Origin of the sequence: Massilia sp. GCM10023247 (genome assembly GCF_042653325.1) — a bacterium.
Classification (GTDB): Bacteria; Pseudomonadota; Gammaproteobacteria; order Burkholderiales; family Burkholderiaceae_D; genus Telluria.
In genome coordinates this window covers 770,351-794,322 of the sequence record NZ_JBHSIB010000007.1, presented here as the reverse complement: position 1 = coordinate 794,322, position 23,972 = coordinate 770,351, and the positions used below count along the sequence as shown (strand labels likewise).

The 23,972-nt window shown below is 66.5% G+C and carries 21 protein-coding genes; 10 read left to right on the top strand and 11 right to left on the bottom strand.

Annotated features, from left to right (window positions below):
• Window positions 1-36: 36 nt before the first annotated feature.
• Window positions 37-1,179: a carbonic anhydrase gene (locus ACFPAH_RS07135; protein WP_379742742.1), complete on the top strand. Its 1,143-nt coding sequence runs from the start codon at window positions 37-39 to the stop codon at window positions 1,177-1,179.
• A 171-nt stretch (window positions 1,180-1,350) separates the two neighbouring features.
• On the opposite strand, the gene ACFPAH_RS07130 is transcribed toward ACFPAH_RS07135, so the two are convergent.
• From ACFPAH_RS07130 to tsaE, 3 genes are all read right to left on the bottom strand, one after another.
• Entirely contained in the window at window positions 1,351-2,145 is a 795-nt protein-coding gene (locus ACFPAH_RS07130; protein ID WP_379742739.1) for a D-hexose-6-phosphate mutarotase, read from the bottom strand.
• Window positions 2,146-2,216: 71 nt separating this feature from the next.
• Window positions 2,217-3,614 (bottom strand): N-acetylmuramoyl-L-alanine amidase, encoded by a 1,398-nt coding sequence (locus ACFPAH_RS07125; RefSeq protein WP_379742736.1) that lies wholly within the window; start codon window positions 3,612-3,614, stop codon window positions 2,217-2,219.
• A complete protein-coding gene (gene tsaE, locus ACFPAH_RS07120) occupies window positions 3,578-4,075 on the bottom strand; it encodes a tRNA (adenosine(37)-N6)-threonylcarbamoyltransferase complex ATPase subunit type 1 TsaE (RefSeq protein ID WP_379742732.1) in 498 nt (165 codons plus the stop codon). The genes ACFPAH_RS07125 and tsaE overlap by 37 nt, the downstream gene beginning before the upstream one ends.
• A 54-nt stretch (window positions 4,076-4,129) precedes the next feature.
• On the opposite strand from tsaE, the gene queG reads away from it, so the two are divergent.
• On the top strand, window positions 4,130-5,218 hold the full coding sequence (queG, locus tag ACFPAH_RS07115) for a tRNA epoxyqueuosine(34) reductase QueG (protein ID WP_379742729.1): 1,089 nt from the start codon (window positions 4,130-4,132) through the stop codon (window positions 5,216-5,218).
• Here queG and ACFPAH_RS07110 read toward each other — a convergent pair.
• From ACFPAH_RS07110 to ACFPAH_RS07100, 3 genes are all read right to left on the bottom strand, one after another.
• Window positions 5,213-5,593, bottom strand: coding sequence for a DUF3052 family protein (locus ACFPAH_RS07110; protein ID WP_379742725.1), 381 nt, complete (start codon window positions 5,591-5,593; stop codon window positions 5,213-5,215). The genes queG and ACFPAH_RS07110 overlap by 6 nt on opposite strands.
• Before the next feature lie 262 nt (window positions 5,594-5,855).
• Window positions 5,856-6,437, bottom strand: coding sequence for a response regulator transcription factor (locus ACFPAH_RS07105; protein ID WP_379742722.1), 582 nt, complete (start codon window positions 6,435-6,437; stop codon window positions 5,856-5,858).
• A 19-nt stretch (window positions 6,438-6,456) separates the two neighbouring features.
• Window positions 6,457-8,457 (bottom strand): sensor histidine kinase, encoded by a 2,001-nt coding sequence (locus ACFPAH_RS07100; protein WP_379742719.1) that lies wholly within the window; start codon window positions 8,455-8,457, stop codon window positions 6,457-6,459.
• 107 nt (window positions 8,458-8,564) lie between these two features.
• Between ACFPAH_RS07100 and ACFPAH_RS07095 the strand changes: the two genes are divergently transcribed.
• The 4 genes from ACFPAH_RS07095 (at window position 8,565) to ACFPAH_RS07080 (ending at window position 11,661) form a co-directional block, all read left to right on the top strand.
• Window positions 8,565-9,569, top strand: a complete 1,005-nt coding sequence (locus ACFPAH_RS07095; RefSeq protein ID WP_379743023.1) for a TRAP transporter substrate-binding protein — start codon at window positions 8,565-8,567, stop codon at window positions 9,567-9,569.
• A 413-nt stretch (window positions 9,570-9,982) separates the two neighbouring features.
• On the top strand, window positions 9,983-10,507 hold the full coding sequence (locus tag ACFPAH_RS07090) for a methylated-DNA--[protein]-cysteine S-methyltransferase (RefSeq protein WP_379742716.1): 525 nt from the start codon (window positions 9,983-9,985) through the stop codon (window positions 10,505-10,507).
• Window positions 10,480-11,382, top strand: a complete 903-nt coding sequence (gene xerD, locus ACFPAH_RS07085) for a site-specific tyrosine recombinase XerD (protein WP_379742712.1) — start codon at window positions 10,480-10,482, stop codon at window positions 11,380-11,382. The genes ACFPAH_RS07090 and xerD overlap by 28 nt, the downstream gene beginning before the upstream one ends.
• Window positions 11,383-11,457: 75 nt before the next feature.
• Window positions 11,458-11,661 (top strand): hypothetical protein, encoded by a 204-nt coding sequence (locus ACFPAH_RS07080; protein ID WP_379742709.1) that lies wholly within the window; start codon window positions 11,458-11,460, stop codon window positions 11,659-11,661.
• A 162-nt stretch (window positions 11,662-11,823) separates the two neighbouring features.
• Here ACFPAH_RS07080 and ACFPAH_RS07075 read toward each other — a convergent pair whose 3' ends face one another.
• Both ACFPAH_RS07075 and ACFPAH_RS07070 read right to left on the bottom strand, forming a co-directional pair.
• Entirely contained in the window at window positions 11,824-14,943 is a 3,120-nt protein-coding gene (locus tag ACFPAH_RS07075; protein WP_379742706.1) for an efflux RND transporter permease subunit, read from the bottom strand.
• A gap of 4 nt (window positions 14,944-14,947) precedes the next feature.
• A complete protein-coding gene (locus tag ACFPAH_RS07070; RefSeq protein WP_379742703.1) occupies window positions 14,948-16,153 on the bottom strand; it encodes an efflux RND transporter periplasmic adaptor subunit in 1,206 nt (401 codons plus the stop codon).
• Between the two features lie 331 nt (window positions 16,154-16,484).
• On the opposite strand from ACFPAH_RS07070, the gene ACFPAH_RS07065 reads away from it, so the two are divergent.
• Window positions 16,485-18,608, top strand: a complete 2,124-nt coding sequence (locus ACFPAH_RS07065) for a putative bifunctional diguanylate cyclase/phosphodiesterase (RefSeq protein ID WP_379742700.1) — start codon at window positions 16,485-16,487, stop codon at window positions 18,606-18,608.
• A gap of 95 nt (window positions 18,609-18,703) precedes the next feature.
• Here ACFPAH_RS07065 and ACFPAH_RS07060 read toward each other — a convergent pair whose 3' ends face one another.
• Entirely contained in the window at window positions 18,704-19,678 is a 975-nt protein-coding gene (locus tag ACFPAH_RS07060; protein WP_379742696.1) for an endonuclease/exonuclease/phosphatase family protein, read from the bottom strand.
• A gap of 38 nt (window positions 19,679-19,716) precedes the next feature.
• Here ACFPAH_RS07060 and ACFPAH_RS07055 point away from each other — a divergent pair, with 38 nt between their 5' ends.
• The 3 genes from ACFPAH_RS07055 to ACFPAH_RS07045 all read left to right on the top strand — a co-directional run bounded on the left by ACFPAH_RS07055 (window position 19,717) and on the right by ACFPAH_RS07045 (window position 21,758).
• Complete coding sequence (locus ACFPAH_RS07055) at window positions 19,717-20,208, top strand: aminoacyl-tRNA deacylase (protein ID WP_379742693.1); 492 nt, start codon at window positions 19,717-19,719, stop codon at window positions 20,206-20,208.
• A gap of 66 nt (window positions 20,209-20,274) precedes the next feature.
• The gene (gene plsY / locus ACFPAH_RS07050; protein ID WP_379742690.1) at window positions 20,275-20,895 is read left to right on the top strand and encodes a glycerol-3-phosphate 1-O-acyltransferase PlsY; all 621 of its coding nucleotides are present in this window, start codon (window positions 20,275-20,277) and stop codon (window positions 20,893-20,895) included.
• 200 nt (window positions 20,896-21,095) lie between these two features.
• On the top strand, window positions 21,096-21,758 hold the full coding sequence (locus ACFPAH_RS07045) for a DsbA family oxidoreductase (protein WP_379742687.1): 663 nt from the start codon (window positions 21,096-21,098) through the stop codon (window positions 21,756-21,758).
• 143 nt (window positions 21,759-21,901) lie between these two features.
• On the opposite strand, the gene ACFPAH_RS07040 is transcribed toward ACFPAH_RS07045, so the two are convergent.
• Window positions 21,902-22,759, bottom strand: coding sequence for an endonuclease/exonuclease/phosphatase family protein (locus ACFPAH_RS07040; protein WP_379742683.1), 858 nt, complete (start codon window positions 22,757-22,759; stop codon window positions 21,902-21,904).
• A 108-nt stretch (window positions 22,760-22,867) separates the two neighbouring features.
• Window positions 22,868-23,908, bottom strand: coding sequence for a tRNA (adenosine(37)-N6)-threonylcarbamoyltransferase complex transferase subunit TsaD (gene tsaD / locus ACFPAH_RS07035; RefSeq protein ID WP_379742679.1), 1,041 nt, complete (start codon window positions 23,906-23,908; stop codon window positions 22,868-22,870).
• Between the last annotated feature and the right edge of the window lie 64 nt (window positions 23,909-23,972).

The following is a 23,972-nucleotide window of genomic DNA, read 5'->3' as shown; positions in this document are numbered from 1 at the left end:
TCGTTAAGGCAGGGAGAGTCCACTTTTCCAGTCCCCATGCGTAACCTGATTGCCCTGTTCGCCTGCAGCTTCGTCGTCCTGCACGCGAGCGCCGCCGCACCGCCTGCCACGGCCCAACCGGCCCCGGACGCTGCCAAGAAAGCGGCCGACACCGCCCGGATGGCGGCCGAGCTGGCGAAACCTGCCAGCGCGAAAAACGTCGACAAGGCCGCCGCGATTGCCGCCGCCGCCGACAAGCAGCTGGCGGAGAAGGAGCTGGCCGAGAAGGCGGCCAAGGCCGCGGCGCCGGCCAAGGCCAGCGCCGCGACGGCCGACCGGGTGGCAGCCGCCGTCTCGGCCGCCAGCGAGGACGAGGCCCAGGTCGACTTGTCGGTGAAAATCGCGGAACGCCTGGCCGAGATGCGCGCCAAACAAGCCGCGCGCGCGGCCGCCGCGGCCAAGGCGAAAAAGGCGGCGGAGGCACGCCGCAAGAAGCAGGCCGCCATCGCGGTCGCGCCGAAGATCAGCCAGCACTGGGATTACGACGGCGAGTTCGGGCCGGAAAACTGGGGCAAGATCAATCCTGCCTGGGCCCAGTGCGGAACCGGCAAGCGCCAGTCGCCGATCGACATCCGCGACGGCATGCAGGTCGACCTGGCCGAGATCGACTTCAACTATGGACCTTCGGCCTTTAGCGAAATCGACAACGGCCACACGGTGCAGGTGAACGTCGGCGCCGGCAATTTCATCACGGTCGGCCCCGATACCTACGAACTGGTGCAGTTTCACTTCCACCGCCCGTCGGAAGAGCGCATCAACGGCAAGGGCACCGAGATGGTGGTGCACCTGGTGCACCGCGGCGCGGGCGGCAAGCTGGCGGTGGTCGCCGTGCTGTTAGAGCGCGGCAAGGCGAACGACGCGATCCAGACCGTGTGGAACAATATCCCGCTGGAGAAGGGGCAACTGGGCACGCCGGGACTCGAACTCGACCCGCTCGAATTGCTGCCGCAGGCGCGCGAGTATTACACCTACATGGGCTCGCTGACCACGCCGCCCTGCACCGAGAACGTGCTGTGGATGGTGCTCAAGCAGCCGATGACGGCCTCACCCGCGCAGATGGCGCTGTTCTCGCGCCTGTATCCGCTCAACGCGCGGCCGGTGCAGCCGGGGGGCGGGCGGATGGTGAAGGAATCGAATTAAAGGAAAAGCCGGCGTTGCCGGCTTTTTTGCTTGGGGCGCTGATGCACGGGACGTAGGGTGGACGGCTTTGCCGTCCACGCGTTCAACCGTCGCTTGCAAACCGGCTCAATGGTGTGATGACGTGCGTTGAACGCGTGGACGGAAACCCGTCCACCCTACATCCCCGCAAGCTCAGCTGACGTGATACTCTCCGCGCCAGGCTTCGCCCGGCTGCAAGGCCGGCCCCTCCAGCAAGGCCGGCTCGATGCACACGAAGCGCCGGTATTCCGCGTCCGCCATGTCCGCCAGCGCGGCGGCATCCTCGGCGCCCGGATTCCACACGACCGCGTCCGTAAATCCTTCCTGCCGCAGCGTCAGCACGACGCCGCCGTCGACCAGCGCCAGGCGCGGCGCGACGTTTTCGTACACATGGTCGAACTTGTCGGTGATGACCAGTTCCTCGGGCTCGATGCCGTCGATGCGCACGCCGGCGATGTCGTCGACCAGGTAATAGGTGTGCAGCGCCGCGGCAAACGGGAAGGCATTCGAACCGGTGTTGCGGACGTCGAAGCGCATCGACAGTTCGTTGGCGCGGATGGCCACGCGCAGCGACAGCGCAAAGCCGTGCGGCCAGGCTGCTGCATGCTCGGGCGCGAGGTCGGACGGGGTCAGCGCGAACACGGCAAAGGCCCAGCCCTCGTCGACGCCGCTGTCCTGCACCCGCCAGGTGCTCACGCGCGCGAAACCGTGGCGCATGCCATCGCCGCGCGCGGCGAACTGGGGAAAGATCACCGGCACGCCGCCGCGGATGGCACGGCTGCCGTCCAGGCTCGACTGCGCGCTGCAGAACAGGCGCTCGCGCCCGTCGGCGCCTTGCCAGGAAATCAGGTGGGCGCCGTACAGGGTCACGGTCGCCTGGGCGCCGTCGGGCGCGGTCAGGAGCAGGGCGGGGAGCTGGCCGAAGGTGGTCGAAATGGCGGCGTCCATGTGGGGCATGTCGTTGGCAGGTCGTTAAGGTCGGGCGGCTAGTATGCCATAGACCCCGGGCGCCGCCTGCCTCAGGTCGTGCGGCTCTTCGCCATCGGAGGGTTTGCCGAGAAGTAGCGCTGGATGCCCTTGGTGATGGCGGCCGCCAGCTGGTTCTGGTAGCCGTCGTCCCTCAGCTTGGCTTCTTCTTCCGGGTTCGAAATGAACGCCGTCTCGACCAGGATCGAAGGGATGTCCGGCGCCTTCAGCACGGCAAAGCCGGCCTGTTCGACCGCCGCCTTGTGCAGCCGGTTGATGCCGCCGATCTCGCCCAGCACTGCCTTGCCCAGCTTTAGGCTGTCGTTGATCTGGGCCGTCGTCGAGAGGTCGAGCAGGACGCTGGCGAGCTGCCGGTCGTGCTTGGCGAGGTTGACGCCGCCGATCATGTCGGCCTTGTTCTGGTCCGTCGCGAGCCAGCGCGCAGCCGTCGAGCTGGCGCCCCGTTCCGACAGCACGAACACCGAGGAGCCGCGCGCGCGCGCCTCGATGAAGGCGTCGGCGTGGATCGAGACGAACAGGTCGGCCTGCACCTTGCGCGCCTTTTCCACGCGTTTTCCCAGCGGGACGAAATAATCGCCGTCGCGCGTCAGCATCACGCGCGTGTTGGGCAGCGTTTCCAGGCGCGCCTTGAGCTTTTTCGCCACCGCCAGCACGATGTCCTTTTCGCGCGTGCCGCTGGGGCCGATCGCGCCCGGGTCTTCGCCGCCGTGGCCGGGGTCGAGTGCAATCGTGATCATGCGCACGACGTTGTTGGCCGGCTTGGCGGCCGGCGCGCCCGGTTGCGCCGCCGGCTGTTTTGGACGGGCCGGCGGATTGCCGGTCATGGTGGCGATCTCCGCCTCCAGGCGCGCGATCGGATCGGGCGCCACCGGTTGCGCCGACGGCACCGGTTCGGCCGGCACCGCGGTCGGGGTGCCGTCGCCCGGCGACCATTCGCCCTTGGCGATCAGCGCGGCGATCGGGTCGGCTTCGTGGACCGGATACAGGTCGAAGATCAGGCGGTGCTTGTATTCCGCCACCGGGGCCAGCGTAAACACCTGCGGCGTGATTTCTTCCTTGAGGTCGAACACCAGGCGCACCACGTTCGGGCGGTTCTGGCCGACGCGCACCTGCTTGATGTACGGGTCGTTCGACTCGATCTTGGCGACCAGGCCCTTCAGGGTGTCGTTCAGCGCCAGGCCATCGATGTCGACCACCAGCCGCGGCGGATCGGCCAGCAGGAAATGGTCGGCTTTCAGGTTGGTGTCGTTTTCGAGCGTGACGCGGGTGTAGTCGTCCGCCGGCCAGACGCGCACGGCAAGAATCTGCGCGGCGCGCGCCGGCAAGGGCGTCAATACCGATAGCAGCAGCGTGCCGCCGGCCTTGAGCAGGGTGCGGCGGCGGGCAGGGGACTTCAGCGGGGAGGAACGATGGAGAGTCGGTCGAGGCATAGCAGACCCAATTGAGACAACGCCTGCAATTCTACATCACGGCCGAGCCCGCTGACTGTAAGCAAAACACGTAGGTCGGGCGGCGGCAACACCGGCTCGCCTTTTTCGGGCCATTCGACGATGCAGATATTCCTGCCGTCGAAGTCCTCGCGAAAGCCGGCATCGAGGAATTCTTCCGGGCTGGCCATGCGGTACAGGTCGTAGTGGATGACATTGACCGGCTCGCCGCCCAGTTGCACCCGATACGGTTCCGACAGGGTATAGGTCGGGCTTTTCACGGTACCCTGGTACCCGGCCGCATGCAGCAGGGCGCGCGTGAGCGCGGTCTTGCCGGCGCCGAGGTCGCCGTGCAGGTAGATGACCAGGCCGGGCACGAGGGCGCGCGCCAGTGCCGCGCCGAGCTGGAGGGTTGCCGATTCGTCCGGCAGGTGGGCTGTAAGGTGGGCTGGAAGGGGCTGCATCAATTAGAATGTCATGTTTGGCGGCGCGCTCGCGCCGCGATGGTTATTGCCAGAATGCCGACATCCACTCCCGACTTGCAACTGCTTGCGCGCGCCATCAAGACATGGGGCGCGGAGCTCGGCTTTGCCGACGTGCGCATCGCCGACGTCGACCTCGCGCACGCCGAGGAAGGCTTGCGCGCCTGGCTGGCCGCGGGCCACCACGGCGAGATGGATTATATGGCAAGCCACGGCATGAAGCGCGCCCGGCCGGCCGAACTGGTGCCGGGCACGGTGCGGGCGATCGTCGCGCGCATGGATTATTTACCGATGGACAGTGCCGACTGGCGCGCCCGCGAAGCCGCGCGCGCACGCGATCCCGGCGCCGCGGTGGTGTCGCTGTATGCGCGCGGCCGCGACTACCACAAGGTCTTGCGCAACCGGCTGGCGCAGCTGGCCGAGCGGGTCAAGCGGGAAATCGGCGACTACGGCTATCGCGTATTTACCGATTCGGCGCCGGTGATGGAGTTGCCGCTGGCGGAAAAGGCAGGCCTGGGCTGGCGCGGCAAGCACACGCTGCTGTTGTCGCGCGACGCCGGCTCGACCTTTTTTATTGGCGAAATCCTGGTCGATTTGCCCTTGCCGGTCGATCCGCCCGCAAGCGGGCACTGCGGCAGTTGCAGCAACTGCATCACCGCCTGCCCGACCGGCGCCATCCTCGGCCCAGGCCGCCTGGATGCGCGCCGTTGCATCTCCTATCTCACCATCGAACTCAAGGGCAGCATTCCCGTGGAATTGCGGCCCCTGATCGGCAACCGCATCTACGGCTGCGACGATTGCCAGCTGGTCTGCCCGTGGAACAAGTTTGCGCAGCGCGCGAGCCTGCTTGACTTCGACGAGAGAAACGGTCTCGGGGAATCAGGCATGCTGGAACTGTTCGGCTGGGAAGAGGAGGAATTCAATCGCCGGATGGAAGGCAGTCCGATCCGCCGCATCGGCCACGAACGCTGGCTGCGCAACCTGGCGGTGGGCCTGGGGAATGCGGCGGCAGGCGGACTCCGCGGCGACCCGGCTATCGTGGCGGCCCTGCAGGCGCGCGCCGCCCATCCGTCCGCGCTGGTGCGCGAACACGTGGAGTGGGCGCTCGCCCAACATCGTTCATAGCTCGATGCGCTTTGCCCGCATCGCCGACCAGTCGCCGTCGATCGAGATCATCGCCACGGCAGTGATACCGTTTTCCTTCAGATAATCGTTGATCGAGTCGCGATTGATATCAGTGGCTTTCGATGCGGTCTGCTTCAGGTAGGCAATCCAGAGCGAACCCTTGTCGCCGAGGCGCTCCTTGGCTGTCGGCAGGTATTGCTCGAGGTCCTTGCGATTCATGCAGAACATCATGATTACGTCGAAGGGGCCGTCGCCTTCCTTGATCAGCTCCTGCGGAAACTGGGAGACGACGGTCGGGTGTACCCCGCCATTGATGATCAGCATGGATTTCGCGTTGCGCAAAAACATCCTGTCTGCAACTGTCTTTTCGTTCATTTGCTTTCCCTAAAAGAAGTTGGCGTCGCCGAGCGCCGGCGGCAACGCGTTCAAATAGATTTTACAAGCGATCCCCAAAGGGCGGGTTTTGGGACGTCCTGTGCGCACCGTTCGACGACCGATACTCGTGGCTGGGCTGTCGCGATAGCGACGGCTGGAAGCGTGGGGATAGGGGAGAGGTCGGGGCAAGTGGCGAGAAAGCAAGAGCCAACGCTGCCCAGGATACGCGTGGAGTCGGAAGCGGTTCGCCGCCCGCTCCACCCTACTTCAACAAGCCCGCCAGCTCGACCGCCGTCTTGACCTGCATCTTGTCGAAAATATGCGCCCGGTGCACCTCCACCGTGCGCATGCTGATGCCGAGCTCGTCCGCGACGACCTTGTTCATCTTGCCGGCCAGGATCAGGTCGAGCACTTCGCGTTCGCGGGCCGACAGCGTGGCCAGGCGCGCCTGCACCTGGGCCGCGCTGGCCGCGGCGCGCGAGGCGGCCAGCGCCTGGTCGACACGGTCCATCAGCGCGTTGTCGTTGAAGGGTTTTTCGAAGAAGTCGAAGGCGCCGCGCTTGAGCGAGTCGACCGCCATCGGCACGTCGCCGTGGCCGGTCAGGAAAATCACGGGCAGCCGCGGCAGCAGACCGCGGCCGATGATCTGGTCGAACACGGCGATGCCGTTCATGTCCGGCATGCGCACATCGAGCAACACGCAGTCACCCTCGGCGTCCGGCGCGCCGACCTGGTCGAGAAAGTCCTGGCCGCCGGCATAGCCGCGCGCCGGCAGCCCGCGCGATTGCGCCAGCCACGCGAGGGCGTCGCGGATCACGTCTTCGTCGTCGACGATATGCAGCATGCGGGTCTCCTGGTTGGCGTCATTGTAGCTCGGCGGCGGCCGTGTTGGCAGCCAGGCGTGGCAGGCTGAAGGTGAAGATGGTGCCGCCGTCCGGGTTCGGCGCGTGGGTCAGGGTGCCGCCGTGGAATTCGATGGCCGTGCGGCAGATCGACAGGCCCATCCCCATGCCTTCGGCCTTGGTCGAGAAGAAGGGCGAGAACAGGCGTTCGGCCACGTCTGGCGGGATGCCGTGGCCGTGGTCGATCACCGAGACCGATACCTGCGCCGCGTCGCTCGAGGCCGTGATGCGCAGGATGCGGCGCTGGGGCGGGACGTCGGCCATCGCCTCGATGCCGTTGCGCGTCAGGTTCAGCAAGACCTGCTCCAGCATCAGCCGGTCGGCCAGCACAGGCGGCAATGAGGGCGGCAGCTGGACCTGCAGCGAGACATAGAATTGACGCGTCTGCAGTTCGATCAGGGCGCGCACGCCGTCGACCACGCTGTGGATCGCGACCGTCTCGCGCCTGGGTTCGCTTTTTTTCACGAACTCGTGCACGCTCTTGATGATCTGGCCGGCACGCTGCGCCTGCTGGCGCGCCTGTTCCAGCGCCCGCCGCAGCGTATCGGGCTCGACCGGCACGCCCTGGCCCGCCCGTTCGAGCACGTTCAGGGCGCCCGCCGTATAGCTGGCGATGGCGGCCAGCGGCTGGTTCAGCTCGTGCGCCAGCATCGACGAGATCTCGCCCATCGTCGCCAGGCGCGCGCTCGCCTCCAGTTTTTCGCGCTGGCGGCGGTTGAGTTCCTCGGCCTTCTTGCGGTCGGTGATGTCGAGGATCGAGCTCATCCAGCCGGTCTGCTTGCCGCGGCTGTCCACCAGGGGCGCCTCGAACACCAGTACCGGCACCCGCACGCCGTCCGAGCGCTGGAAGACGCTTTCGAACTGGGGCGTGATGGTACCGGCCAGCACGTTGGCAAAACGTTCCTCGTACTCGCCGCGCGCTTCCGGCGCCCAGTAGGGCATCGGCGGCTTCCTGCCGATCAGTTCTTCCGGCGGCAGCCCGACGATCTCGCAAAAAGCCTTGTTGACATAGGTGACGCGCCCCTCGAGGTCGCGCGCGCGCAGGCCGGTCATCAGCGAATTTTCCATGGCCGTGCGAAATGCCATCTGCTGGCGCAGCGCGCTTTCCGCCGCCAGGGTGCGCGAGATGTGGCGCCATAGCGCGATCAGGCTCCATAACAGCCCCAGCGCCAGCACGATCACCGAGCCGACCAGCAGGTTCGGCAGCAGGCGCGGCGCACCCTTGACGCTGTCGGTGACGAGCACGATCGAGGCGCCCGGCAGGTCGAGCGCGCGGCGATGGGTGTACACGCCGCGCCCCGGGCCGCCGGCGGCGCGTGCCGCCACCGCCACGTCGTTACGGTCGAGCAGGGTCAAGGCATTGTCCTGGGCAAACCACCAGGGCACGGTTTCGTCGAGCAGCACCTTCAGGTCGTAGGTCGCCACCAGACTGCCGGCATACGCGCCGCCGCGGAACAGGGGCAGGTAGTAGTCGACCAGGCCGGGCGGATGGCCGGCCGCGCCATAGGGGTCGGTGTAGCGGCCGGCGCGCGTCAGGCGCGCCATCTCGTGTGCCTCGGTGGCGTCCGCCTTGGGAGGGGCGACCGTGAGCTCGGCCCCATGCCGCGCCAGCACGGCGCCGTCGGCACCCAGCCACAGCACGCGGCGCAGTTCCGGGCCGTTCTTGATCATTTGCGCGAAGCGCGCCTGCAGGGCCTCGGGCGCGGGCGGCTTGGCGATCAGGTCCGATCCGAGCGCGATCAGTGCTTCCTCGCTGCGCGCGAGCTCGAAGCGCAGGGTCTGCTCGACCCAGAGCGTATCGGCAATCAGTTGCTCCTGGCGCTCGTTGGCTTCCATCTGGCGCGCCTGCCACGGCAGCCAGAACAGCACGGCGAGGAACAGCAGCACCAGCAGGAGCGGCACCAGCCAGCGCCACGGGCGCGCCAGGCTCGCGCGGCGGGGTAGTCTGAAGGGATTTTTCATGTACGGCTGTGGAGGTTTTGTCGGGCTGGTACTATTGCAGGATCCATCTTCGCACGCTCCTTGCAGTAGCAGCAGATACGGTAATCGAAAACATGAAGAAGACAAACATGCGGCGCCTGGCCCTGGGCGTCGCGGCGAGCGCCGCCCTGAGCCTGGCGTCCGGCATCAGCGCCGCGCAGGCCCAGGGGCCGATCGTCATCAAGTTCAGCCACGTGGTCGCCCCCGACACGCCCAAGGGCCAGGCCGCCGAACGCTTCAAACTGCTGGCCGAACGGGCAACGCGCGGGCGCGTCAAAGTGGAAGTGTATCCGAACAGCCAGCTCTACAAGGACAAGGAAGAGCTCGAAGCCTTGCAGCTGGGCGCCGTGCAGATGTTGGCGCCCTCGCTGGCGAAGTTCGGCCCGCTCGGCGTGAAGGAATTCGAGGCCTTCGACCTGCCGTATGTCTTTCCGTCGAAAGCCGCCTTGTACGCGGTGACCGAGGGCCCGATCGGCAAGCGCTTGCTGCAGCAGCTCGAGCCGAAGGGCATCACCGGCCTGGCCTACTGGGACAACGGCTTCAAGATCATGTCGGCCAACAAGCCCCTGCGCCTGCCGGCCGACATGCGTGGCCTGCGGATGCGCATCCAGGCGTCGACCGTGCTCGATGCGCAGATGCGCGCCCTCGGCGCCCGGCCGCAGGTGCTGGCCTTCTCCGAGGTCTACCAGGCCCTGCAGACAGGGGTGGTCGACGGCACCGAGAACCCGCCGTCGAACATGTACACCCAGAAGATGCACGAGGTGCAACAGCACCTGATCGTCTCGAACCACGGCTACCTGGGCTACGCCGTGATCGTCAACAAGAAGTTCTGGGACGGGCTGCCCGGCACCATCCGGCGCCAGCTCGAGGGGGCGATGGCGGAGGCGACCGCTTTCGAAAAAACCATCGCCCAGCGCGATAACGACCTGGCTTTGGCGGCCATCCGCAAGTCCGGCAAGACGGCAATCTACTATCCGACGCCGCAGGAGCAGAGCGCGTGGCGGGCCGCCTTGCTGCCGGTGCACCGGCAGATGGAAAGCCGGATCGGCAAGGACCTGATCCGGGCGATCGCACGCGAAACGGCGGGCCGTTGAAAGGCCCGCGGCCTGTCAAGACGGCTGTGGCGGCTAAACCTCGGCTGTGGCGCTTTTTCATAAACCATATATAAAAAGCTATTCTTCGTCGCTAGAGTTGCGTTATGATTGGCGCGCTGTCGGCACCGAAATAGTGCATGACGCCCGGACATAAGTCTTGGGGAGGGCAGAAGAAAGCGGTAGTTCATACCGGAGAATCACGAGAGGAGACTCACATCCGACAGAAGTCGTTGGTACGCCAAACGACCGGGATGTGGACCATGATTGAAGCGCACCCTTGGGTGCGCTTTTTTTTTAGCTGTGCTTCGGTAGGGTGGGCACAAGTGCCCGCCCGACGCAAGGCAGTCCACACCATACGATTGCCCCAGCGAAAAAGTTTGATGCACGGCCCGCGCCCGGAGTAAACTGCACCCATGACGACACAACAAGGCAGCGAGCTGTTTTCCGCCATCGTGGCGGCCCCGTTCGGCGCGATCGGCATCCGCACCGAAGGCGAGCGGGTGCGTGAGATGGTCTATCTCCAGCCCCGTTTCGAGGAAAAAGCGCCCGAAAACGCCACCGCCGAACTGGCTGCGCGCCAGGTCGGGCACTACCTGCTCGATCCCGATTTCCGCTTCGACCTGCCGCTGTGCGAGACCGGCAGCGCATTCCAGAGGCGCGTGTGGGAGGCCATCGGCGCGATCCCGCGCGGCACCGTGCTCACCTATGGCCGGATCGCCAAGGACATCGGCTCGGCGCCGCGCGCCGTCGGCCAGGCTTGCGGTGCCAACTGGTTCCCGCTGGTCATTCCCTGCCACCGCGTGACCGCTGCCGGCGGCCTCGGCGGTTTCTCGAACAACGACGACGAAAACGGCTTTCACCTGTCCGTGAAACGCTGGTTGCTGCGCCACGAAGGCGCCACCGCATCGCCATGGCAGCAACAGGCGATCTGGGACTGATCGACGAGTTCTGCGACACCCTGTGGCTGGAGCAGGGACTGGCAAAGAACTCGCTCGACGCCTACCGGCGCGACATGCGCCTGTTCGCGGGTTGGCTGGAAACGCAGCGCCCCGGGCGCGGCCTGCTGGGCGCGGCGCCGGAAGACCTGGCCAGCTATTTCGCCGCGCGCCATACCGACACCAAACCGAGCACGGCCAACCGGCGGCTGTCGGTGTTGAAACGTTTCTATGCGCTGGCGCTGCGCCGCAACGCCGTCTCCGAAGATCCTTGCCTGAGGATGGCGACTGCGCGCCAGCCGACGCGCTTCGTGCACACGCTCAGCGAAGCGCAGGTCGAGGCGCTGCTGGCGGCGCCCGACGTCTCGACGCCGCTCGGCTTGCGCGAGCGCACCATGCTCGAACTGATGTATGCGAGCGGCTTGCGCGTGTCGGAACTGGTGGCCCTCAAAATTGTCGAGCTGAGCCTGAACGACGGCGTGCTGAGGATTACCGGCAAGGGCGCGAAAACGCGCCTCGTGCCCTTCGGGGCCGAGGCGAGGAATTGGCTCGAGCGTTACCTGAAAGATGCGCGCGGCATCATCCTGGGCGGACAGGTCGACGATGCGCTGTTCGTCACCAGCCGCGGCGGACCGATGACGCGCCAGATGTTCTGGGTGCTCATCAAGAAGCACGCGCGCAAGGCAGGCATCGACGCGCCGCTGTCGCCGCACACCCTGCGCCACGCGTTCGCCACCCACCTGTTGAACCATGGCGCCGACCTGCGCGTGGTGCAACTGCTCCTGGGACACTCCGACATTTCCACCACACAGATTTATACGCATGTTGCGCGCGAGCGCCTGAAGCACCTGCACGCGGCGCATCATCCACGGGGTTAATTCAAATTTTGAAAGCTTAACTAGGTCATAATAGCTCCCGCAACACTCCTATCAGACAGCGCAGAAGAGGTAATCATGGCCAAAACCAACTTCAGTTACGAGAAGCGGCAGCGGGAACTGGAAAAGAAGCGCAAGGCGGAAGAAAAGGCCCGGCGCAAGGCGGAAGCGAAGAATAATCCGGGGGGGGCAGGGGGGGAACCGGCAGAGGGCGGCGAGGCGGCGGAAGCCGGGGCCGATACCGATACGCAGGAGACGCAGGAGACGCAGGCGCAATCCTAGGGGTAGGGTGGTCGGCTCCGCCCGGTATTGTGCATCCACGCGGCCGGTGCACGCGTTCAGCTCCGCACGCGCCGACACGGGGTTTCAAGCGCAGCTTGAACGCGTGGACGGCGTGTAGGCCCTGGCTGACCAGCGCCTGGGTGGAGCCGTCCACCCTACGTCCTATGCGCTTTCCTTCGCGATCGCCGGCGCGGCATCGGCAACATGCTCGTGTCCCTTCGCGAACCAGCGGCGGGCGCGCTTGCCGAGATTGTCGAGGTAGCTGTAGGCCACCGGCACCACCACCAGGGTCAGCAGCGTCGAGGTGATCACGCCGCCGATCACGGCGCGGCCCATCGGGGCCTGGGTCTCGCCGCCGTCGCCGGCGCCGATCGCCATCGGCAGCATGCCGAAGATCATCGCCAGCGTCGTCATCAGGATCGGGCGCAGGCGCACCTGGCCCGCTTCCAGGATCGCCGCGAACTGCGCCTTGCCCTCGCGCTGGCCGTGGTTGGCGAAGTCGACCAGCAGGATCGCGTTCTTCGTCACCAGGCCCATCAGCATCACGACGCCGATCACCGAGAACACGTTCAGGGTGCTGCCGGTGGCCAGCAGCGCCAGCAGCACGCCGATGAGCGACATCGGCAGCGACATCATGATCGCGATCGGCTGCAGGAAGCTGCCGAACTGCGAAGCGAGCACCAGGTAGATGAAGATGATCGCAATCACGATCGCCGAGCCGAAGTTGGCCATCGTCTCGGCCATCTGCTGGGCATCGCCGCCGACGTCGAAGCGCACCCCTTCCGGCAGTTCGATGCTGTCCATCGCCTTCTTGATGTCGCCGTTGACGTCGCCCGTCGGCCGGCCTTCGACGCCGGCGTAGATCGCCACGCGGCGCTCCAGGGCCTGGCGTTTCAGTACCTGCGGGCTGTAGGAAGGCACGAACTCGACCACCTGGCGCAGCGGTACCATGATCGGATTGCCGGCCGCGTCCAGGCGGCTGGACGCCAGCGACAGGTCGGCCAGGTCGGCCACCTTCTGGCGCCCGCTACGCGGCAGCTGCACGTTGACTTCGTAGTTCTGGCCGTCCGGTGCCAGCCACTGGCTGATCTGGTCGCCGCCCACAAAAGGACGCAGTGCCGCGCCGACCTGCGCCACCGACAGGCCCAGGTCGCTGGCCAGCTCGTTGTTGATCTTGATGACGGTGGCCGGGTTCGCGCCTTCCTGGCTGTATTCGATGTCGGCCACGCCCTTGATGGCGCGCATCTTGTCCATCAGCTTGTGCGCGGCGGCGTCGAGTTTCGCTTCGTCGCGTCCGAGGATGGCGATGAAGATCGGCTTGTTCCCGACCGACATCGTGATGCCGGCGATCGAGGACAGGCGTTCGCGGATCACCGACTCCATCTCTTCCTGCGAGCGGCGCCCGGTCTTTTTCACGTCGGTCAGTTTCAGCACCACCTGGGCGCTGTTGTGGCCTTCGTAGACGCCGATCGCGCTGCTGATAGCGTCGATTTCCTTGAACTCGCGCAGCGCCTGTTCCACTTGCTGGACCTTGCCGTCGGTATAAGCCAGGCTCGAGCCGACCGGGGTCTTGAAACGCATCTCGATGAAGCCGTTGTCGGTTTTCGGGGCGAACTCGCCGCCGATCATCGGGATCAGGAACAGGCTGCCCACGAAAATGCCCAGCGCCAGCGCCAGGGTCGCCTTCCTCCAGCGCAGCGCCAGCGCCAGCACGCGGCCGTACCAGACGTGCACATGCTCGATGCCGACCTCGATCTTCGCCATCAGGCGGCCCAGCCACGGCAGGTATTTGAAACGGTCCTTGACCGGGTCCGGCCACACCGACGACAGCATCGGGTCGAGCGTGAAGCTGACAAACAGCGACACCATCACGGCCACGGCGACCGTCACGCCGAACTGCAGGAAGAAGCGGCCGATGATGCCGTCCATGAAGGCGATCGGCACGAACACGGCGACGATCGCAAACGTGGTCGCCATCACGGCCAGGCCGATCTCGTTGGTGCCTTCCTCGGCCGCGCGCAGGTGGCTCTTGCCCATGCCGAGGTGGCGCACGATGTTTTCGCGCACCACGATCGCGTCGTCGATCAGGAGGCCAATGCACAGCGAGAGCGCCATCAGGGTCAGGAAGTTCAGCGTGAAGCCGAAGTAGCGCATCGCGATGAAGGAAGCAAGCACCGAGATCGGCAGGGTCAGGCCGGTAATCACCGTGCTGCGCCACGAATGCAGGAACAGGAACACGATCACCATGGTGAGAATCGCGCCCTCGATGATGGTGCGCTTGACGTTGTCGAGCTGGTGCTGGACCGTGGTCGACTGGTCGTCCATCACGCGGAACTGGACGTCGGCCGGCATGGTCTTGCGCAGCTCATCGACCATCTTGATGATGCCGGTGCCGACCTGCACCGTGTTCGCGTCCTGCACCTTGGTGATGTCGAGCGAAATGGCGCGCACGCCGTTGACGCGCGAGATCGAGGTTTCCTCGCGCTCGCCGTCGACCACGTCGGCCACCTGCGACAGGTAGACCGGGCCGCTGGCGCGGCGCGCCACGATGATGTTGTTGAACTCGCGCGCCTCGCGCATCTTGCCCTCGACCCGCACCAGGCGCTCGGCCGCGCCGTACTGCAGGTTGCCGGCCGGGAGGTTGGTATTGGTCGCCTGGATCGCGCGCAGCACCTCGTCGATGCCGATCCGCTGGCTGCGCAGCTGCTCGGGTTTCACGTGCACCAGGATCTGGCGCCGCGCCACGCCGCCGGTGCGCACTTCGCCGACGCCGGCCACGCTCTGCAGGCGCTTGACGATGACCTGTTCGGCCAGGGTCGAGAGCGCGCGCATGTCGCGCTGGGTCGAGGTGACGGACAGCCGCACGATCGGCTGCTGGTTCTCGCCGTCGGCGCGGATCACGAACGGTTCCTTGACCTCTTTCGGGAAGCGCGGGCGCACCCGCGCCACCTTGTCGCGCAGGTCCTGCATCGCCTTGTCCATGTTGGTGGCGATGTGGAATTCGATCGAGACGCCGCTACGGCCTTCCCAGGAATTGCTGCGGATGTTCTTGATGCCGCTGACGGTATTGATGGCTTCTTCCATCGGCCGCGTGACGTCGTTCTCGACCTGCTCGGGCGAGGCGCCCGGATACTGGGTCTCGACCCAGGCGAAGGGAATCTCGACGTTCGGCATGCTTTCCACGCCCAGCGAGCGGTAGGAGAACAGGCCAAGCACCATCAGGCCGACCATGACCATGGTCGCAAAGACGGGGTGGCGGATGCTGACTTTGGTGATCCACATGGCATCAGCCTTTCTTGGCAAGGACGACCGGCGCCTGGGCCGCTTTCGCCAGCTTCACCTGGCTGCCCGGCTTGACGCCCTCGAGCGGCACGGCCAGCAGCACGGCGCCGGCTTCGACGCCGCCGGTCACTTCGGCCAGGCCCTCGTCCTCGTTGCGCATGCCCAGCTGGACCGGCTGCGCCACCACCTTGCCGCCGTCGACGCGGTAGACCACGTCGCGCGCGCCATCCTTGCGCAGCGCCGCCAGCGGCACGATCGGGCGCGCGCCCGACTTCTCCGTGGTGATCTCGCCCTTGGCGAACATGCCGGCGCGCAGGAGCTGGTCGCTGTTGGCGACGCTGATATACACCAGCATCGAGCGCGAGCCCGGTTCCGCGGCCGGGTTGATGCGCGCCACCTTGCCGGAAAATTCGCGCGCGTCGAAACCGTCGACCTTGAAGCGCACGTCCTGGCCGACCTGCACGCGCGGGATGTCGGACGCCGGCACCTGGGCGTCGAGCGTCAGGTGCTGCAGGTCGACGATCGCCATCACCGGGCTGTCCGGCGAGAGCTTTTCGCCGGCCTGCACGAAGCGCTTGCTGACCACGCCGGACAGGGGCGCGCGGATCAGCGTGTCGTTCAGCGCGATGCGCGCGAGGTCGAGCTGGGCGCGCGCCGCATCGACCGCCGCCTGCGCCAGCTCGACGCTGTTGCGGGTGGTGTCGAAGGAACTCTGCGAAATGTAGTTCTGCTTGAGCAGGGCCTGGCTGTTGGCCTCGTTCTTGGTGGCCAGGGCCAGGCGCGCGTTGGCTTCCTTGAGCATGGCCGTCTGCTGGGCGACCCGGGCGCGCGCGTCGGCGTCGTCCAGGCGCGCGATCACCTGGCCGGCGCTGACGCTCATGCCTTCGCGCACCGAGGTCTCCAGCACCACGCCCGAGACCTTCGATTTGACGGTGGCCTGGGCCAGCGGCGCGAGCGAGCCCGACAGCGGCAGGCGCAGCGCCAGTTCGCGCGCCTCCACCGTGACGACATCGTTCTGCGCCAGCTCGAACACGGTCGGCTTGTCGGCCTTGCCGGCGGCGGCCGGCGGCGGCGCCGCCTGCTTGCCCTGCCATGCGTACCAGCCGCCGCCGGCGAGGGCCGCCAGCACCAGCGCGATGACCGGTTTGCGCCAGCGGCGCCGGGTGGACAGGGGGGACGCGGAAGCGAGGGGCAGGGTTTCGATTTTCATGGCGGCCGTTGTTTGTATTGTTAAGTGCACGAGAAAGGGTGCCGGGACTGCAAGCGGGGCGCGCGTGCTCCGTCTTCCTGTGAGTCGGAGCTCCGTGCGCATGGTGGGGACTATAGAAATTGACAAGCCTGGACGCCATCGGAATGCGATAAGCAGGCGTTTGCGCACGCTGGAATGCAGAAAAGACGGACGGAACGCGAGCACGGCCTATACTAGTTATGCATGGTTCATAACTTTGCGTACGCGCAAACCCGGTGAGCCCGGCGGCATCAAGAATGAAGGGCTATGGGCGCATTGCGCAGCATTGTTCCGTTGGAGAAAAGGATTTCTTGTGAGCAGCCAATTGTCCGAGCCGTCCTCGTCCGCCTCGCCCGGCGGCCCTGCGTGCGGGACACTCGACTGGCAGTACCATGTTGCTGCCGCCATCGCGCTCAGCCCTGCGGTGGCGGTGCACAGCCAGGACCGCCATGGCATCGTCCGCTTCTGGAACAAGGCCTGTGCCGCGCTGTTCGGCATTCCCGCCGAGGAGGCCATCGGCCAGCCGTTTGCCAGCCTCGTCCGGCACCTCGGCAGGGAGCGCGAGTTCGACCAGGTCCTCGCCGGCGTCTGGCAGACGGGCGAACCGGTCCCGGCACGCGAGTGGCATGTCGAGCTGCGCGACGGACGCCGCCTCTGGTTGTATTCGAGCCATTTCCCAGTACCGGGCGAGGGTGGCGCCGATGGCGCAGCCTATGGCGAAGCCTATGGCGTAGCCTATAGCGAAGCCCATCAGGTGTTTTGTATGGAAATAGACCTCACGGCGCGCAAGGAACTGGAAACCGCGCTGCGCCGGGCCAGCCAGGTGTTCGAGCATGCACGCGATGCCATCCTGCTGGTCGACCGCGAGCACCGCGTGCTGGCCGCCAACCGCGCCTACACCGAGCTGACCGGTTACCCGGCCGCCGAAGTCATCGGCGCCTTGCTGCCGAGCCTGCGGCTGGGGGTGCAGGACATCGATTTTTGCAATCGCCTGCGCGCGCATCTCGAGCTCCACCGCCACTGGGAGGGCGAACTCCCGTGCGTGCGGCGCGACGGCAGTGCCATCGTGCTGCGCGCGGCCTTGTCGGCCATGTCCGAGGACGGCGCCACGACCGGCTATATGATCATGCTGTCCGACATCAGCGAGCGCCGCCGCGCCGTCGAGCAGGCGCGCCACCAGGCCGAGCACGACGCGCTGACCGGGTTGCCGAACCGCATACTGTTCATGGACCGGCTCGGGCAGGCGCTGGCCGCCTACACGCGCCAGGGCCGGCAGTTCGCCATCATGTTCATCGACCTCGACCATTTCAAGGAGGTCAACGACGGCCTCGGCCACGAAGCGGGCGACGCCGTGCTGCAGGAGGTGGCCAACCGGCTGCGGCACTGCGTGCGCCGGGTCGACACCGTCAGCCGTCTCGGCGGCGACGAGTTCGTCGTGCTGCTGGCCGACATCGGCACGGTCGACCAGGACGACCATGTGGCCCATGTGGCCGGCACCATCCTGCAGGCGGCGGCGCGGCCGATCGACGCCGGCGGCCAGCAGGCGAGCCTGTCGGTGTCGATCGGCGTGGCCGTCTGCCCGGCCGACGGGGACGACGCGAAAACCCTGCTGCGCCATGCCGACGTGGCGATGTACCACGCCAAGGACAGCGGGCGCAACGCCTTCCGCTTCTTCAGCCCGCAGATGAACGAGCGGGTGCAGGAGCGCATCGAGATGGAAGAGCGGCTGCGCCGTGCGCTCGAGCGCGGCGAGTTCGAACTCGACTACCAGCCCGAAATCGACCTCAGGAGCGGACGCACGGTGGGCTTCGAGGCGCTGCTGCGCTGGCGCGACCCCGAGCGCGGCCGGCTGCTGCCGGAAGCGTTCATCGCGGCTGCCGAGGAATCCGGCCTGATCGTGCCCATCGGCGAGTGGGTGCTGCGCGAGGCCTGCCAGCAGGCAAGGCGCTGGCGCGACGCCGGTTTTCCGGTCGTGGTCGCCGTCAACCTGTCGAACGTCCAGTTCCTGCACGACAATCTGCTCGGCTATGTCGATGCGGCCCTGCAAGCCTCGAACCTGGCGCCCGAGTTCCTCGACCTGGAGATCACCGAACAAACCATCATGGGCGGCAACGCCGCCACGCTCGCCACCGTCAACCAGCTGCGCCAGCGCGGCGTGCAACTGACCATCGACGACTTCGGCACCGGCTTATCGAACCTGTCGAGCCTGCGCCGCTTTCCGCTGTCGAAACTCAAGATCGACCGCAGCTTCGTCGAGGACATCGTCAGCGCACCGGAGGGCGCGGCGATGATCCCGGCCATCATCGCCCTGGCCCGCAGCTTGAAACTGCGCGTCATCGCCGAGGGCGTCGAGACGGAAGCGCAGTTGCACTACCTGCGCCAGCACGGCTGCGACGAATACCAGGGGTTTTATACCCCGAGGGACCCCGGTACATAGGGTGGAGCGGACGGCGAACCGCTCCCGACTCCACCGCTTGGGCGCCAAAGCACCGCCCAATCGATTAGAACCGCCCCAAAGCGACCAACGCCGCTTTACAGCCCCGCCTCCATCAACCCATGCCCCTCGTCATACAGCCGGATTCGCGCCAGCACCTGCCCATGGTCCGACGCTTCCGGCAGCTCCAGATCGAGGTGGTCGTTCAGGTAGAGCACGTCGACGACTTCGCCGATCGCGTTCGGCAGCGCGCCGTTGAATTCTTCGGACACCAGGATATGGTCAATGGTCGAATAATGGCCCTCGTGCACGCTGGAAAAGCCGAGGTGGCGCGCATGGTCGACCCGGCGCTGCACCTGGCTGGCGTCGTACAGGCGGTCGCCCAGCGGCGTGCCGGCCCCGAGCACGATGCTGGTGGTGACCGAATCGGCGACGTCGTTGAAGTCGCCCAGCACCACCCGCGGGCGGCGGTTGGCGCGGCCCATTTCGGTCAGCAGCACGCGCAGCGCGGCCGCTTCGGTGCCGCGCCGGATCAGCGAGCGCAGACAGGCCAGCGCATACAGGGCCGGGTCTTCTCCGGTGTCGCCGGTGCGGTAGTCGGGCCGGCGCGATTTTAAATGCACGACCACGACATCGACCAGGACGTCGGGCGAGACGGTCACGACGGCGTGCAGCGGCGCCCGGGTGAAGCGGGCAGCATCGCGGCTGCCCGCAGGCAGTTCGATTCCACGCGGGAAGTCGAGCATGGGCTCGGCCGGGCCGCTCAGGGGCAGGCGCGATACCAGGGCCACGCTCGGCGTCAGGCGCATGGCCGCCGGGTCCGGGTCGAAGCCGAGGTGGAAGGCATGACGGTAGCGTTGCGACCGGGCCAGTACTTCCTTTAACGTTGCCTGCGAGAAGATCTCCTGGAAGCCGATCACGTCGGCGTCGAGCAGGTCGAGCTGGTGCGCGGTCCAGTTCAGCTTGGCCTCGTATTCGGCCTCGGTGGTGGGCAGCAGGTTGTCGTACAGCTTCACGCCGGGCGGGGCCAGGTTGCACGCGTTAAAGGTGGCAAAGCGTATTTCTTGCTGCATAATAGAAACCCTTTATTCCAGTGTTTAGCGTATCACGCATGGCCAAGAAAGAGCACGTGTCCGAGACACCCGCCACCGGGTTCCTGCGCAAGGAAGGGGTGGCTTTTTCGGAGCATCCCTATCCCTATGAAGAACATGGCGGCACAGCCGTTTCCTCGCGCGCACTCGGGGTGCCCGAACACGAGGTGGTCAAGACGCTGGTGATGCAGGACGAAGCGGCCAGGCCCCTGATCGTGTTGATGCACGGCGACTGCAAGGTATCGACCAAGGAACTGGCGCGCCAGATCGGCTGCAAGAAGGTCGAGCCGTGCAAGCCGGAGGTGGCCCAGCGCCATTCGGGCTACCTGGTGGGCGGCACCTCGCCCTTCGGCACGCGCAAGGCGATGCCGGTGTATGTCGAGAAGTCGATCCTCGCGATCGGCAAGATCTACATCAACGGCGGCCGGCGCGGCTACCTGGTCGGCATCGCACCAGGCGTGCTGGTCGACGTGCTCGGCGCCAAACCGGTGCAATGCGCCCTGGCCGACTGACTACCTTTGCCCGGCGCGCTGGTGTATATTCACGAGCCCGCCAAAGGGTCCCATTCGAGACACCATATGAATACACTGCTTTTCACCGTCGCCGCCTACCTGATCGGCTCGATTTCCTTTGCCGTCGTGATGAGCCGCGTGTTCGGCCTGTCCGACCCGCGCACCTACGGCTCGAAGAACCCGGGCGCGACCAATGTGCTGCGCAGCGGCAGCAAGAAGGCCGCCATCGCCACCCTCGTCGGCGACGGCGCCAAGGGCTGGCTGGCGGTGTGGCTGGCGGTCACCTTCGGCCCGCAATACGGCATCGATGACGCCGGCGTGGCGCTGGTCGCGATCGCCGTCTTCCTCGGGCACCTGTGGCCGGTGTTCTTCCGTTTCGTCGGCGGCAAGGGCGTGGCCACCGCCCTCGGCGTGCTGCTCGGCCTGAACGTCTGGCTGGGCCTGGCGACCCTCGTCACCTGGCTGGTGGTCGCCTACGCCTTCCGCTATTCCTCGCTGGCGGCGCTGATTGCCGCGATCTTCGCGCCGTTCTACTACGGCCTGCTGTTCGGCGTGAACGAGATCCTGTTCGCCGTCGTGGCCATGAGCTCGCTCCTGCTGTTCCGCCACAGCAGCAATATCGGCAACCTCATCGCCGGCAAGGAATCGCGCATCGGCAGCAAGGCGGCCGGCGCCAAGAAGAAGTAGGGGTCATTGAGGCCAGTGGCCTCAATGACGGCTCCACCCGGCGGCAGGCGTTGACGCGGCATTGGCGCCGCCCACGCGTTCAACCGGCCCATGAATAGCCGCGCGGTAGCGCCGCCCGTTGATTCTCTTCCAACCATCCCCACATACCGCCCAAGCCGGCGCACCCTGCGCCGGCATCCCTATCAGGAAGGCGGTGTCGTGTGAGCAAGCAATTGAGGATTGATTTCGTGTCGGACGTGTCGTGCCCGTGGTGCGCGATCGGCCTCAAGTCACTGGAGCAGGCGCTCGAACGGGTCGCCCCCGAGGTGGTCGCCGAGCTGCACTTCCAGCCCTTCGAACTGAACCCCGACATGGGACCGGAAGGGCAGGACATCGTCGAGCACATCACGGAAAAATACGGCTCGACGCTCGAGCAGCAGATCCAGTCGCGCGAGATGATCCGCCAGCGCGGCGAAGCGGTCGGCTTCACTTTCGACATGGCCCGCCGCGGCCGCATCTACAACACCTTCGACGCCCACCGCCTGCTGCACTGGGCCGAGTCGCAGGGCCGCCAGCACGCACTGAAACTGGCTCTGTTCGAAGCCTATTTCACTCATTGCGAAGACCCGAGCTCGCGCGAGCTGCTGGTGCGCGTGGCCGGCCAGGTCGGGCTGGACACGACCGAGGCGCAGCGCATCCTCGACAGCGGAGAATTCGCCGACGAAGTGCGCGAGACGGAGCTGTTCTTCCAGCGCGCCGGCATCCGTTCGGTGCCGGCCATCGTCATCAACCAGCGCCACCTGATCTCGGGCGGGCAGCCGCCGGAAGTGTTCGAGCGCGCGCTGCGCGAGATTGCGGCGCAGGCCGACGCGCCGCTGGCGTGATTGTCGTAGGGTGGGCAAGTTCCTTGCCCACGCGTTCAACGACCCTGTGATACGTCGCGGTATTTCTCAAGCCGGTTGAACGCGTGGGCGGCGCGAGCGTATCGGATGATCGAACGCCCGGGTGGAGCCGCCCACCCTACGCCTCAGCCGCCGCCCGGGGTGAGCTCCAGCACCACCGGCTGGTGATCCGACGCCGCCGTCTCCGACTGCACTTCCACCGCCGCCAGGCGCGGCGCCAGGTCTTCGGTCACGAAAAAATAATCGTAGCAGTCCGGCTTGTCGGGCCACGGATAGCCGTGCAGGCCGGTGGTCGGCGCGTGGCCCTGGCCCGGATGGCAACTGGCCCAGGCGTCGACCAGGCGCGGCACGCCGTCGGCGCTGGGAGCCAGCAGTGCGGCGTAGTCGTCGGCGCCGGGCGCCATGTTGAAGTCGCCGCAGTAGATGGCGGACGCAGGGCGCAGGCCGAGCTGGTAAGGCGCATCCATCTCGGGGTGCGCCGCGAAGCTGGCCGCGCGCGCGCAGGCCTCGGCGTGCAGTTCGCGCAGCCGGTGTACCTGCGCCATGCGCTGCAGCGGCGAGTGGTATTCGAGGTGGGTGGTGACCAGGCGCAGCTTGGCGCCCGGCGCATCGAGCACGACTTCGATCGCGCCGCGCGGCATGCCCGGCGCGCGGCCGGGGTCAGGCGGCCAGGGCAGCAGGTGGCGATGCGCCTGGGTGATGCGGTACTTGGAAAGGACCAGGTTGCCGAACAGGCGGGGAACGTTGCTGCGGTAGATTTCGCTAGGAGCGTGCTCGATCGCGTGGTAACCGCCAAAGGCGCCCGCCAGCTGCTTGAACTGGTTGGCGCTGGCGCTGCCTTCGAGCTCCGGGTGGTTCGCCGCCACTTCCTGCAGGCAGATGACGTCCGGGTTGAGCTTGCGAAGCACGTCGATGATTGCGTGGATACGGATGCGCCCGTCCTTTCCACAGCCCCAGTGAATGTTCCAACTAACAACGCGCATGTAGGCCTCCGAAAACTGAACCGCCCGATATTGCCATCGTTTGGCGCGGTGCGGTCACACGGTAGGATCGATGTCAACGTTGCAAGTTCACCCTCCGCAGGCCGTTTTTCAGGCGGCTTCGAGCTCGTCGAGGGGCCAGCGCGGCCGCACATTGAAGGCGTAATCGCGCGTCGCGAGCGCCGGATTCTTCTCCAGGCGCAGGGCGCCGGCAAAGGCGATCATCGCGCCGTTATCGGTGCAGAACTCGAGTTCCGGATAAAACACGCGGAACTTGCGTTTCTCGGCCGCGGCATTGAGCGCGGCGCGCAGCTGCGTGTTGGCGCCGACGCCGCCGGCGATCACCAGGCGCTTGAGGCCCGTGTGGCGCAGCGCGCTGACGCATTTCGCGGTGAGTACGTCGACGATCGCATCGACGAAGCCGCGCGCGATGTTCGCCTTGTCCTGTTCGCAGATGTTGGCCACCACCTTCTCCTCGTGGTTCTTGACCACGGTGAGCACGGCCGTCTTCAGGCCCGAGAAGCTGAAATTGAAGTCCTTCGAATGCAGCATCGGGCGCGGCAGGGTGTACGCGTTCGGGTCGCCGAATTCGGCCAGGCGCGAGATCGCCGGCCCGCCCGGATAGCCCAGGCCGAGCAGCTTGGCCGATTTGTCGAAGGCTTCGCCGGCCGCGTCGTCCAGGGTTTCGCCGAGCAGGGTGTAACGGCCGACGCCGTCGACCCGCATCAGCTGGGTGTGTCCGCCCGAGACCAGCAGCGCGATGAAGGGGAAGGCCGGGCGCTCGCTGGCGAGCAGCGGCGACAGCAGGTGGCCCTCGAGGTGGTGCACGCCGAGCACGGGCTTGTCGAGCGCGAGCGCCAGGCTGCAGGCAACCGAGGAGCCGACCAGCAGCGCCCCGGCCAGGCCCGGACCCTGGGTGTAGGCGATGGCGTCGATGCTGGAGGCGGCGATCCCGGCCTGGTCCAGGGTTTGCTGGAGCAGGGGCAGGGCGCGCCGGATATGGTCGCGCGAGGCCAGTTCCGGCACCACGCCGCCGTACTCCTCGTGCATGGCGACCTGCGAATGCAGGGCATGGGACAGCAGGCCGCGCTCGGTATCGTACAGAGCCAGGCCGGTTTCATCGCAGGAGGATTCGACGCCGAGAACAATCATGGGAAATGCCGGAAGGGGAAGCGGAAGGGGCTATTGTAAAGCAGGACGGATGGCGCCGCCGGCC

Excerpts from the sequence above, each read along its gene's own strand:
- ACFPAH_RS07135 (WP_379742742.1), top strand. The coding sequence starts at position 37 with ATGCGTAACCTGATTGCCCTGTTCGCCTGCAGCTTCGTCGTCCTGCAC.
- ACFPAH_RS07130 (WP_379742739.1), bottom strand. The coding sequence starts at position 2,145 with ATGGACGCCGCCATTTCGACCACCTTCGGCCAGCTCCCCGCCCTGCTC.
- ACFPAH_RS07125 (WP_379742736.1), bottom strand. The coding sequence starts at position 3,614 with ATGCCTCGACCGACTCTCCATCGTTCCTCCCCGCTGAAGTCCCCTGCC.
- tsaE (WP_379742732.1), bottom strand. The coding sequence starts at position 4,075 with ATGCAGCCCCTTCCAGCCCACCTTACAGCCCACCTGCCGGACGAATCG.
- queG (WP_379742729.1), top strand. The coding sequence starts at position 4,130 with ATGCCGACATCCACTCCCGACTTGCAACTGCTTGCGCGCGCCATCAAG.
- ACFPAH_RS07110 (WP_379742725.1), bottom strand. The coding sequence starts at position 5,593 with ATGAACGAAAAGACAGTTGCAGACAGGATGTTTTTGCGCAACGCGAAA.
- ACFPAH_RS07105 (WP_379742722.1), bottom strand. The coding sequence starts at position 6,437 with ATGCTGCATATCGTCGACGACGAAGACGTGATCCGCGACGCCCTCGCG.
- ACFPAH_RS07100 (WP_379742719.1), bottom strand. The coding sequence starts at position 8,457 with ATGAAAAATCCCTTCAGACTACCCCGCCGCGCGAGCCTGGCGCGCCCG.
- ACFPAH_RS07095 (WP_379743023.1), top strand. The coding sequence starts at position 8,565 with ATGCGGCGCCTGGCCCTGGGCGTCGCGGCGAGCGCCGCCCTGAGCCTG.
- ACFPAH_RS07090 (WP_379742716.1), top strand. The coding sequence starts at position 9,983 with ATGACGACACAACAAGGCAGCGAGCTGTTTTCCGCCATCGTGGCGGCC.
- xerD (WP_379742712.1), top strand. The coding sequence starts at position 10,480 with ATGGCAGCAACAGGCGATCTGGGACTGATCGACGAGTTCTGCGACACC.
- ACFPAH_RS07080 (WP_379742709.1), top strand. The coding sequence starts at position 11,458 with ATGGCCAAAACCAACTTCAGTTACGAGAAGCGGCAGCGGGAACTGGAA.
- ACFPAH_RS07075 (WP_379742706.1), bottom strand. The coding sequence starts at position 14,943 with ATGTGGATCACCAAAGTCAGCATCCGCCACCCCGTCTTTGCGACCATG.
- ACFPAH_RS07070 (WP_379742703.1), bottom strand. The coding sequence starts at position 16,153 with ATGAAAATCGAAACCCTGCCCCTCGCTTCCGCGTCCCCCCTGTCCACC.
- ACFPAH_RS07060 (WP_379742696.1), bottom strand. The coding sequence starts at position 19,678 with ATGCAGCAAGAAATACGCTTTGCCACCTTTAACGCGTGCAACCTGGCC.
- ACFPAH_RS07055 (WP_379742693.1), top strand. The coding sequence starts at position 19,717 with ATGGCCAAGAAAGAGCACGTGTCCGAGACACCCGCCACCGGGTTCCTG.
- plsY (WP_379742690.1), top strand. The coding sequence starts at position 20,275 with ATGAATACACTGCTTTTCACCGTCGCCGCCTACCTGATCGGCTCGATT.
- ACFPAH_RS07040 (WP_379742683.1), bottom strand. The coding sequence starts at position 22,759 with ATGCGCGTTGTTAGTTGGAACATTCACTGGGGCTGTGGAAAGGACGGG.
- tsaD (WP_379742679.1), bottom strand. The coding sequence starts at position 23,908 with ATGATTGTTCTCGGCGTCGAATCCTCCTGCGATGAAACCGGCCTGGCT.